Source organism: Paracoccus sp. (in: a-proteobacteria) (genome assembly GCF_032007265.1).
Classification (GTDB): Bacteria; Pseudomonadota; Alphaproteobacteria; order Rhodobacterales; family Rhodobacteraceae; genus Paracoccus.
Genome location: NZ_DALZMB010000120.1, coordinates 1 through 10,977, shown reverse-complemented (window position 1 = coordinate 10,977; position 10,977 = coordinate 1). Strand labels below are relative to the sequence as shown.

Sequence of the window (10,977 nt, the reverse complement as noted above, 5' to 3'; positions counted from 1 at the left end):
CCGCGCCCTCTTTGGGATGGGCCGTTCACGTAGATCGCCAAGGGGGCCATGCGAAATATCCGCAGGCCCCCTTGGAATTCGCGCCATCAAACCCCTTGCAAAAGCCGCGCCCAGTTCTGCCGAGTGACTGGACGAAACCAGCCTTTGCCAGTAGTCTGCAAGCAAACGGGGCGCAACGACCCCGATCTGAGAGGCAGCCATGGCACAGAGCGAGCGGTTCTCGAACCTGCCCGAATACGCATTTCCGCGTCTGCGGAATCTCCTATCGACGATCGTGCCCGATCTCGCACCCGGCACGGAACCCGTGGTCATGACCATTGGCGAACCCCGCCACGCCTTGCCCGATTTCGTGGCCCCGATCATGGCGCAATCCATTGGCGAATTTGGGAAATATCCCCCCAACGAAGGCGCACCCGAGCTGCTTTCGGCGATCTCGGACTGGATCATGCGGCGTCATGGGATCGCGATTCCGCCTGCACAGATATGCACGCTGAATGGCTCGCGCGAGGGGTTGTTCAACGCCGCCATCGCGCTTTGTCCGCAAAGCAAGGCGGGCGCGCGTCCCGCGATCTTGCTGCCCAATCCCTTTTATCAGGTCTATGCCGTTGCAGCGGCCGCAGTTGATGCCGATGCGGTTTTCGTCCCAGCGACGGGCGCGACCGGCCATCTGCCCGACTTTGCCAGCCTTGATCCCGAATTGCTGGACCGCACCGCCATTGCCTATCTGTGCTCGCCCGCAAACCCACAGGGCGCGGTTGCCGATCGGGACTATCTGGAAACGCTGATCACCTTGGCCGAGCGCCATGATTTCCTGATCTTTGCAGATGAGTGCTATTCGGAAATCTACCGCGATACCCCTCCGGTCGGGGCACTGGCTGTCGCCATGCAGATGGGGCTTGGGGATCGGGTGGTGATGTTCAATTCGCTGTCCAAACGCTCGAATCTGCCGGGATTGCGCTCGGGCTTTGCCGCAGGGGGCGCCGAGCAGATCAAGCGGCTGCGTACGCTGCGCAGCTATTCCGGTGCGCCATTGCCCCTGCCCATTCAGCGCGTCAGCACCAAAGCATGGTCGGACGACGCCCATGCCGAGGCCAACCGCCAGCTGTATCTGGAAAAATACGCGATTGCAGATCGCATTTTCGGCAATATCGCCGGATATTTCGCACCACAGGGCGGCTTTTTCCTGTGGCTCCCCGTACCTGCCGAACTGGGCGACGGCGAGGCGGCTGCCAAGAAGCTATGGGCAGAAACCGGGATTCAGGTTCTGCCCGGCGCCTATCTGGCACGCGACACCAAGGCCGGGAATCCCGGTCGCGACTTTATCCGTGTTGCATTGGTGGATGACGCACAAAAGACCGAGGCGGCACTTCGCCGTCTGAAGAACTGTTTGTACCAAGGGGGCTGAACATGGCGAGCTGGCAGGCCAAACATCGCGATCCACTGTTTGACCAAAGCACCCAAGCCGCGCTGGAGCGACGCGGCAAAGAGCTGCTTGGTGCTGCGCTTATCGTCTTGGGGCTTGCCATTGCGCTGATGCTGTTCAGCTATTCGCCCGATGACCCCAGCATCATGTCGGCAACAGACCAGCCCGCCACCAATATCCTTGGCCGCTTTGGTGCCTATGTCGCCTCGGCGCTGTTCATGATTGCGGGCTATGGCTCCTATATGCTGTCGGCGGGCGCAATCGTCTGGGGGCTGCGCCTGATGCTGCACCGGGGCGAAGAGCGGCTGATCCGCGGGATTTTTCTGCCGCTCGCGATGGTGCTGGTCTCGGTCTATGCGACCTCGATGACGCCACCGCCGGGCTGGCGCCAGAGCTTTGGCCTTGGTGGGCATCTTGGCGATATGCTGATGGGCGCGATGCTTTCCGCGCTGCCATTCAAGGCCTCGATCGGGATCAAGCTTATGGCGCTGCTGGTTGCCGCAGGCTCGCTGGCCTTTGGCGCCTTTGTATTTGGCTTTAGCAAAGCCGAAATCATCCGCATTGCCACCTATCTGCGCGAGGGTTTGCATACCGCCAAGGTCATCACCTGGCGACTGGCCGGTCGCTTGGCGGTTCTGTCAACGCGGATGGCCGACGATTTGCGCGCACGCTCGGACGCAAGGCGCGACCGCGTGGCGCGTGCCAGCTCGACCGATCTGGCCCAACCCGGAGGAGCCCCGGCCGAGGCCCCGCGCAAAACCATTGGCCGCCTTCGCCGTCCCCAGGTCGAGCAACCTGCCGATGATCTGCCCGAGGCCGAGCTATATGACCGTCAGGGCAATTGGGACGAGACCGAGGCGCCGTCTAAAGCGCAAATCAGCGCACGGATCACCGATGCCATCCGGCTGCGTTCGGAAAAGCCCGAAGCGGGTGCAGGCAAGGGCTCGGTCATGGCAGCCGTAGCCGCAAGGCTGACTGGCAAGCTGCCCTTGGCCCCACGCGAAGAGCCCTCATTCGCCGATGATCTGGATCTGGATGCGTCTGACGCGACGGATGATCTGAACATTCCTGCCCCCAACGCGGCGGGCATGCACGGCTTTCACATCGAGGCACGCCGCGATCTTTCCGAAGGCGATGATCACGATCTGGGCAGCGATCTGGATGATGATCTTCCCGGTGATTTTGAAACGGGCGATTTCAGGCCGGGTGCATTGGACGCAGAGCACTCCACCGCCCTGCCCTTGGGCCATGGCCATGCACGGGCGGGCCAGCCTGCCGCATCCCATGTTGCGCCTGCCCATGCGGCGGCTTCCCGGCCCTCGCCCCTGCCCCGCAACCTTGATCAGCACAATCCCCGCATCGTCTATGAGCATCCCCCGCTTGAGCTGCTGGCATCGGCCGATACGATCGAGCGCCACCAGCTGTCGCAAGAGGCATTGGTGGAAAATGCCCGCACGCTTGAGGCTGTGCTGGATGATTACGGCGTCAAGGGCCAGATCACCGAGGTGCGCCCAGGCCCGGTCGTCACCCTGTACGAGCTAGAGCCCGCTCCGGGCCTGAAGGCCAGCCGCGTCATCGGTCTGGCTGATGATATTGCGCGCTCGATGTCGGCGCTTTCGGCACGTGTCTCGACAGTGCCGGGGCGGACGGTCATCGGGATCGAATTGCCGAACGTGCGCCGCGAGAAGGTCGTCTTGCGCGAGATCCTGACCGCAAAGGCCTATACTGACGGCGGCCAGCCGCTGCCCTTGGCGCTGGGTAAGGACATTGGCGGCGGACCGGTCATCGCCAACCTTGCGAAAATGCCTCACCTTCTGATCGCCGGGACCACTGGCTCGGGTAAATCGGTCGCGATCAACACGATGATCCTGTCGCTGCTTTACAAGCTGACGCCTGACGAATGCCGCATGATCATGATCGACCCCAAGATGCTGGAACTGTCGGTTTATGACGGCATTCCGCACCTGCTGTCCCCTGTCGTCACCGATCCGAAAAAGGCCGTGGTCGCCCTGAAATGGGTCGTCGGCGAGATGGAAGAGCGCTATCGCCGCATGTCGAAAATGGGCGTGCGCAACATCGAAGGCTATAATGGCCGCGTGCGCGAGGCCCTGGCCAAGGACGAGCTGTTCAACCGGACCGTTCAAACCGGCTTTGACGAGGAAACGGGCGAGCCGATCTTTGAAACCGAGGAATTCCTGCCCGAAACCTTCCCCTATATCGTCGTGGTTGTCGATGAGATGGCCGATCTGATGATGGTGGCGGGTAAAGAGATCGAGGCCTGTATCCAGCGTCTGGCTCAGATGGCGCGGGCCTCGGGGATCCATCTGATCATGGCCACGCAGCGCCCCTCGGTCGATGTCATCACCGGCACGATCAAGGCCAACTTCCCCACCCGGATCTCGTTCCAGGTGACCTCGAAAATCGACAGCCGCACCATTCTGGGCGAACAGGGTGCCGAGCAGCTGTTGGGTCAGGGCGACATGCTGTACATGGCTGGCGGCTCGAAAATCACCCGCGTTCATGGCCCCTTTGTCAGCGATGAAGAGGTCGAAGAGATCGTGCGCCACCTGAAAAGCTTTGGCCCGCCGACCTATATGTCGGGTGTGGTCGAGGGTCCGGACGAGGATAAGGCCGATAGCATCGATATGGTGCTGGGTCTGTCTACCGGCGAAGGCGGCGATGCCGAGCTTTACGATCTGGCAGTGGCCATTGTCGCCAAGGATCGCAAATGCTCGACCTCTTATATCCAGCGCAAACTGGCGATCGGCTATAACAAGGCTGCGCGATTGGTCGAGCAGATGGAAGATCAGGGCGTCGTCAGCTCGGCCAACCATGTCGGCAAGCGCGAAGTTCTGGTGCCCGAAGTTTAAGCCCCGCAAATCGCGAAAACGAAATATCCCGCGCCAGATCTGCTCTGCGCGGGATTTTTCATGACCAAGGCTACGACCTGTACCAACCGCGTCTGTACCAAGCGCGCATTTGAAAATGCGGTCTGGCTAAAGCCGCTAAAAATCACGCCCTGCCGGGGCCTACCTGCACCCGCGGCCTTGGCGGGCAGCCTATCCCAGCACCGAAACAGCGGCGGTCATGTCGGGATTGGCGGGCAACAGCCAGTCGCGATTAGGCCGGGGCGATCCTAGGCGCCTTTGCCCCAAACCCTGCCAATGGGCAGGATTTGGCAAGCGGCGCGTGGGCGGGCCACCGGATCAAGCACCGCGCCCCGCCTGCGTTCGGGCACCAAGACCGCTTGAATGTCGCGCTATTGGCCCGAGGCTTTGGTGTCGACATAAACCACGACCGACAGGCCCGCGGTCAGATATTCCGAAAGTTCCTGATTTGGGTCGATGCTGATGCGAACCGGCAAACGTTGTGCGACTTTGGTAAAGTTTCCGGTCGCATTCGTGCCCGACAGCAGACTGAATTCCGAGGCGGTTGCGGGCGAAAAGGCCTCGACCCGGCCAGTATATTCGCGCCCCTGCATCGCATCGACACTAAAGCGGACCCGATTGCCAACCCGCAGACCATGCAGGCCCGTTTCCTTGAAATTCGCAATCACCCACAGATCCTTGCCGACATGGCTGACCAAGGCCGTGCCCGCCGTCACATATTGGCCGATCCGCGCCGAGACCTGTCCCAGTCGCCCATCGGCGGGCGCATGAATGACGGTATTGTCCAGATCAATCTGCGCCAGCGCGACGGCGGCCTTTGCAGCCTCTATATCGGCCTGTTTCGCGCCAAGGCTGACCTTGGCCCCGTTCACCGATTCCTCGCTGACCGAGATCTGGCTTTCAGCCTGCGTCACCGCAGCTTCGGCCTGGCGCAGGGAAAGTTCGCTTTGATCGGCCGAGCTTTGCGCCGTCACGCCGCGCGATTGCAGCTGGCGCGCGCGGTTCCATTCCTGCTCGGCGGTGGCGCGGGTGGCCTCGGCTGCGGAAAGTGCGGCCTTGGCGGATTTCACCCCAGCCTCGGCGGTCAGAATATTCTGCTCGCCGATTTTCAAGGCCGCCTCGGCCTCGGCCTGCGCGGCCATCGCTTGCGCCAGCTTTTGGCGATATTGGCGATCATCGATGCGGGCGATCACCTGTCCCTTGGTGACAGCCTCGAAGTCGCTGACATCAACCTCGGAAATATAACCCGACAACTGAGGGGCAACCGTCGTCACCCGAGCGCGAATATAGGCGTTTTCGGTCTCAGGCTCGGACGGTTTGAACGGCGGCAGGTGCCAGGCGTAAAGCACGATCAGAACACCGGCCAGGCCGACCATTACCGCGATAAATGTGGGGATAAGATGCTTTTTGCTCATTTTGCGGTCTCGGGAACGGATGACGGACGAGAAGAGGAAACTTCGGGGTCGGCAGAGGCTTTGGGTGGCTCTGGAGAGGGGAATTTTTGCTCGTATTTTGCGATGACCCAATCACGGCCCATGTGCAAAAGCAGTGCAAACAACGCAGCAACCGCCAGCAGGAACGTCAGGAAATACGCATCATTATAGGCCATGACATAGGCTTGATTAGAGGTCTCGGTGGCGATCAAAGACACGGCCTGCGCCTGTCGCTGGCTAGGGTCCGAAATCTGCGACGCAAGCCCCGCAGTGCGCGCGGCAATCGCCGCCATGGTGATTGGGCTGGTTGCCTGCAACTCTTCTTGCAAGACCTGCATGTGAAAGGCCTGACGGTGGTTGATCAGGGTTGAAAACATCCCCGACCCGATCGAGCCGCCGACGCTTTGCGTGGACAGAAACACCACGAAAAACGACAGGATATAATTCGGCCCCCGCGCCAAGGCCGCGGTCAAACCGCGCAACAGCGCTGGCCCGATGAAAATCGTCCCCGCAAAGGCGATCAAGGCCTGGCTGACGATCATCTGCTCGGGGCGGGTATCGGTTGTCGAATGGCTGTCCAGCCAGGCACCCAGCGCAATCATGACCAAAGCCACGACGTGATAATGGGGCACGCGCTTCAATGTCATAAAAGGGATACAGGCAAGCCCGCCCAAAATACCCGCCACGCAGATCACCGCAAACAGCGGCACCAGCTGATTTTGCGTGACGCCCAGAACCTGAAACATCCGGGGCGCGCCCGCGCTTTGCTCGGACAGGATCAGACGGAAAATCAACAAGGTGATCGTCAGGTGGACGATCGCAGGGCTTGCGAGCCAGCGAATATCCAAAAGCGGCGATGTGCGGTTCAACTCGATCACGACCGCGATGCACAGGCAGACAATGCCCAAAACCAGCACCCAGCCGATCCAGGACGTATCGGTCCACCAATAGGTCGCGCCCATGACAGCGGCCACCGTCAGCCCACCAAATCCCGTGGCGATCAGCAACCAACTGACAATATCGGCAAGCGCCAGCGCCTTGACGCGCGGGGCGGGTTTTAGCTTCAGCAAAAAGACCAACGCCAGCGAAATCGCGGCCAGCCCCAGCACCATCAAATGTACGGATGACCAGCCGCCATCGCCAAACAAACTGGGCGAAATCACCCGCGCCAGCGACGGCCCCATCATCGTCAGCGCCATGACCATCGGCATGCCCATGCGCATTTTCCACCGCGGGGCCAAAGGCTCGATCATGTAAAGAAAGGCTAGTGTCGACAGCGGTGCCGAGGCTATGCCACTGAAAAACTGCACAATAATGGCCGAGCGCAGGTCGACGATCCACAGGGATGTGAAGGCCAGCACCAGATAAAGGATGATCGCCACCTCTGCGAATTGGCGCAGCCCATATTGCATCCGCACCTTTGTCAAAAGCAAAGGCAACGAGGCGCGCGGGATCAGATAGGCCGCCAGCAACCAGCTTGCCTCGGTCGTGGTCGCGCCCAATTCGCCCGCGATCTGCGAGATATTGGACGAAACGAACCCCTGACCAAGCCCCTGCGTGATCGAGATCACCGCCGCTGCCCCCATATAGGCAAGCGTCATGCGCAACGGCATCACCGGCGCGGCAGGCGCTGCAGGGGTTGCGGGTGCTGAGGGCGGGGTTTGGGACGTGGCTTGAGGCGCGGCTACAGTGCCGGTGGAAGTTCCAGCGGATGCGCCGGGCATGTTCTGCCCGGGGCCCTCGACAGAGCCAGCTGGGGCGGCAGTCGCGTTCATCCCCGGCTCATCTTATTTGCGTTTTCGGCCATGCGCGCCATGACATTGCGGGTGATTTCGATATGCTCGGGGTCAATTCCCTCGAACAGCCCCGCCTCGGTCTCTTCGCGAAAGCGCACGATGCTGGCAAGACGCGCCGGGCCGGTCAAATAGACACTGTGTTTGCGCGCATCATTGGGTGCGGCACGGCGTTCGGCCAGTTTCATCTCCTCAAGCGCATCAAGCTGACGCTTGAGGGTTGGCGTCTCGATCTGCAACAGGCTTGCAAGCTCGGTCTGGGTCGCCCCCTCGCTGCGCGCAATCGTCGCAAGCAGGCGGGCGCGGGCATAGGTCAGACCCATTTTCTGCGCCCGCGCATCAAATAATCCACGCATCACGCGTGACAGCGTCAGGAACGCCTCGAAAAGAGAGCTTTGGCTTGAATGCATTGTCGTTAGCTGGCTAATTGTTTCATTAGCCAGCTAATAGTCATCACCTGTTCTGTCAAGACAAGGACACGACAGGATCGCGCATAAAATGTGCTTTAGGGCGAGGTAATTGCCGCTGTGCAACGCCCGTTCAGGCCACGATCCACGTGATCGTCGCCTCGCCGCTTGGGGATATGAAAAGGTATCTTAGGCTGCGACGGCGCCACCAGAGGACCACGGCTTGGGTGCCCGTGAGCAGTCGAAAAATGCAGTTTTGTTGGTCTTTTCAGCGCCTAAGCCACAACCTGCCACAAGGCTGAAGCGATCTGGCCCTATGGCAAACAGCCCAACAGCGCGGGTCTATGCCGGGGAGGAGGCAGACCTGAAAGTGGGGAGAAGCCCCAAGGGAATGGCCAGTCCCACCCCCTTGTGCTGTCTTGATTTAGTTGGTCTGGCGCAGGCTGCGCGCACAGGCCTGCAAGGCCTCGAACCCGGCAAAGCGTCGCGCGTGCAGATCAAGAACGGCGTCTTGGGGCGCATAGACCTTGGCAACGCGGGTCATGGCATGCATGGCGTCGGTCATGTCGGGATAGATGCCCGCAGCGATGCCAGCCAGAATGGCCGATCCCAGCAAGACCGGCTCTTCTGCCTCGGTCGCAACCAACGGCAGACCCGTCGCATCGGCCAAAAGCTGGCGCGTCAAATCATGCGCCCCTGCCCCGCCCGAGATCACGATCTGTTTGACCGATGCCCCATTTTCAGATTGCGTTTCAATGATTTGGCGCAACCCATAGCCGATCGAGGCGATACCGGCGACATAAAGCGCGATCAGGCTGTCAAGGTCACGCTCCATCCCAAGGCCCGCCACCACGGCGCGCGCATGGGGATCGGCAAAGGGGGCGCGGTTGCCCAGGAATTCGGGAACGACATGGATGTCGCCTGCCAAACCGATCGCCGCAGAGGCCGAAGCCTTTTCCAGCGCCCGATCTGCCAGCCAAACAGGCAAGGGCTGTCCTGCCTTTGCGGCCTCGGATGCGGCTTCGGCGGCCGCTGGGTGGAATGAGATCAGCTGGTCAATCGCAGCACCCGCAGCGGATTGCCCGCCCTCGTTCAGCCACATGCCCGGAACCATCGCCTGATAATAGGGGCCCCAGACACCGGGCACAAAGACCGGATCTTGTGTCGTCGTCATGGTGCAAGACGAGGTGCCAAAGACATAGGCAAGACTGTCAACTGGGGCGCCTTCGCCACCCACAGTCCCCACCCCACCGGCATGGGCATCGATCAATCCCGCTCCGACGGCAATCCCGGCCACCAGCCCCAGTTCGAGGGCGGCTGCATCGGTCAGCCCTTCACCCAGCCGCGTGCCCGGTGCAACAATTTCAGTGCCGATGCGCGCAAATCCCTGATCGGCCAAGATGCCAAGGCCAATCTGGCGGAAATAGCTTTCGTCCCAACGCGCCTCATGGGCCAGATAGGTCCATTTGCACGTCACCGTGCAGGTCGAACGCGCAAGACTGCCAGAGGCACGCCATGTCAGATAATCGGCAAGATCAAAGAATTGCCAAGCAGCCGCGAAGGTCTGGGGTTTGTTTTCGGCCAGCCACAGCAGCTTTGGCGTCTCCATCTCTGGAGAGATGACACCGCCGACATATTTCAAAACCTCATGGCCCTGCGCGTTGATGCGCTCGGCCTGTCCGATGGCGCGGTGATCCATCCAGACGATGACGTTACGCTGCGGGTCATCTGAGGGACCAACCGCCAGCGGCGCACCGTTTTCATCCACGACCACCAGCGAGCAGGTTGCGTCAAAGCTGATGCCCGCCACATCCTCGGGGGCGATATGGGCCGCTGCAAGTGCAGCTTTGACCGACTGGCAGACGGCATCCCAGATCTGATTGCCGGATTGCTCGACCACCGATCCGGCCTCGCGCCACATGGTCACATCCGCTTTGGCCGTGCCCAGCATCCGGCCCGCAAGGTCAAAGACCCCCGCACGTGCGCTGCCTGTGCCCACGTCAACGCCAATCAGATATTTGCCGCTATTAGTCATGCGGGAGGCCTTTCGAGAAGTAAGGGGATGCCCTCTTTGTCGGGGAGGAGACAAAGAGGGCGAGCGCGCGATCCGATTACAGATCGACGCTATTGGGCAGAATGACGAGATCCCGGATCACGACATTGCGCGGGCGCGACAGCATAAAGACGACGCAGTCGGCAACCTCTTTGGGCTGCATCAGGCTGCCATTGGCAAGAGCTTCGTCCATTTTCGCCTGCGGCCAATCGTCCAGAAGCGCGGTGACGACCGGGCCGGGCAGAACCGCGCCCACACGCACACCATGTTCAGAAACCTGACGGCGCACCGTATGGGTAAAGGCCTGCACCGCATGTTTCGATGCGGTATAGATCGGCTCCCAGATCACGGGCACGACGCCTGCAACCGACGAGGTCATCAAGATGTCGCCCGATTTCTGCGCGATCATATGGCCAAGCACAGCATGAACCGAACGGAATGCCGCATTGATGTTCAAATTCAGCATCCGGTCCCAAGCATTGGGATCACCCTCAACCAGCGGGCCGCCGATATAGGCGCCGGCATTGGCGTGGAAAATATCCAGACCTCCTGCCTGCGAGATGATCCCGTCCAGCATCGTATCGACGCTGGCTGGGTCCATCAGATCGATCACCAATGGGAAAGCATTCGGGCCAAGTTCGGCGCAAAGCGCGCGCAAACGGTCCTCGGCGCGGTCGATCAGCACGACTTTTGCGCCCGCGTCCAGCATGGCCTTGGCGCAAGCCAGACCGATACCAGAGGCGGCGCCGGTGATCGCTGCAACCTTGCCTTTGAGTTCTTCAGCCATTTCTCAAGCTCCTAGTTTGGCGCGCCTTAGGCGCGCCCGTGGCTTACGCGCGACTGACGCGCAAGCGAATCAACGATGACGGCAATGGCCAGAACTGCGCCGGTGATCATGTAGCGCAACGAGGATGACAGGTTCAGCAAGGTCAGCCCGTTCGAGATTGCCTGAATCACGATCACACCCAAAAGCGCCGAAT

General features: G+C 60.9%; 7 protein-coding genes and 1 pseudogene. 2 read left to right on the top strand and 6 right to left on the bottom strand.

Going from position 1 to position 10,977, the window contains the following annotated elements; genetic code table 11:
• Nucleotides 1–199 precede the first annotated feature (199 nt).
• Complete coding sequence (locus RTS12_RS18010) at nt 200–1,405, top strand: aminotransferase class I/II-fold pyridoxal phosphate-dependent enzyme (RefSeq protein WP_312530976.1); 1,206 nt, start codon at nt 200–202, stop codon at nt 1,403–1,405.
• A gap of 2 nt (nt 1,406–1,407) precedes the next feature.
• A complete protein-coding gene (locus tag RTS12_RS18005) occupies nt 1,408–4,293 on the top strand; it encodes a DNA translocase FtsK (protein ID WP_312530975.1) in 2,886 nt (961 codons plus the stop codon).
• A 389-nt stretch (nt 4,294–4,682) separates the two neighbouring features.
• Here RTS12_RS18005 and RTS12_RS18000 read toward each other — a convergent pair whose 3' ends face one another.
• From RTS12_RS18000 to RTS12_RS17975, 6 genes and pseudogenes are all read right to left on the bottom strand, one after another.
• Complete coding sequence (locus tag RTS12_RS18000) at nt 4,683–5,726, bottom strand: HlyD family secretion protein (protein WP_312530973.1); 1,044 nt, start codon at nt 5,724–5,726, stop codon at nt 4,683–4,685.
• Nucleotides 5,723–7,519, bottom strand: coding sequence for an MFS transporter (locus tag RTS12_RS17995; RefSeq protein ID WP_312530972.1), 1,797 nt, complete (start codon nt 7,517–7,519; stop codon nt 5,723–5,725). Before RTS12_RS17995 ends, RTS12_RS18000 begins: the two co-directional genes overlap by 4 nt.
• Complete coding sequence (locus RTS12_RS17990; protein ID WP_312530970.1) at nt 7,516–7,947, bottom strand: MarR family transcriptional regulator; 432 nt, start codon at nt 7,945–7,947, stop codon at nt 7,516–7,518. Before RTS12_RS17990 ends, RTS12_RS17995 begins: the two co-directional genes overlap by 4 nt.
• Nucleotides 7,948–8,368: 421 nt before the next feature.
• A complete protein-coding gene (locus tag RTS12_RS17985; protein ID WP_312530968.1) occupies nt 8,369–9,979 on the bottom strand; it encodes an FGGY-family carbohydrate kinase in 1,611 nt (536 codons plus the stop codon).
• Nucleotides 9,980–10,055: 76 nt separating this feature from the next.
• Nucleotides 10,056–10,784 carry an SDR family oxidoreductase gene (locus tag RTS12_RS17980; protein ID WP_312530966.1) on the bottom strand — a complete coding sequence of 243 codons (729 nt, stop codon included), beginning with the start codon at nt 10,782–10,784 and terminating at the stop codon, nt 10,056–10,058.
• A 26-nt stretch (nt 10,785–10,810) separates the two neighbouring features.
• Nucleotides 10,811–10,977: pseudogene (locus tag RTS12_RS17975) on the bottom strand (sugar ABC transporter permease); the annotation flags it as partial.

Coding starts and splice junctions, on each gene's coding strand:
- RTS12_RS18010 (WP_312530976.1), top strand. CDS start 200: ATGGCACAGAGCGAGCGGTTCTCGAACCTGCCCGAATACGCATTTCCG.
- RTS12_RS18005 (WP_312530975.1), top strand. CDS start 1,408: ATGGCGAGCTGGCAGGCCAAACATCGCGATCCACTGTTTGACCAAAGC.
- RTS12_RS18000 (WP_312530973.1), bottom strand. CDS start 5,726: ATGAGCAAAAAGCATCTTATCCCCACATTTATCGCGGTAATGGTCGGC.
- RTS12_RS17995 (WP_312530972.1), bottom strand. CDS start 7,519: ATGAACGCGACTGCCGCCCCAGCTGGCTCTGTCGAGGGCCCCGGGCAG.
- RTS12_RS17990 (WP_312530970.1), bottom strand. CDS start 7,947: ATGCATTCAAGCCAAAGCTCTCTTTTCGAGGCGTTCCTGACGCTGTCA.
- RTS12_RS17985 (WP_312530968.1), bottom strand. CDS start 9,979: ATGACTAATAGCGGCAAATATCTGATTGGCGTTGACGTGGGCACAGGC.
- RTS12_RS17980 (WP_312530966.1), bottom strand. CDS start 10,784: ATGGCTGAAGAACTCAAAGGCAAGGTTGCAGCGATCACCGGCGCCGCC.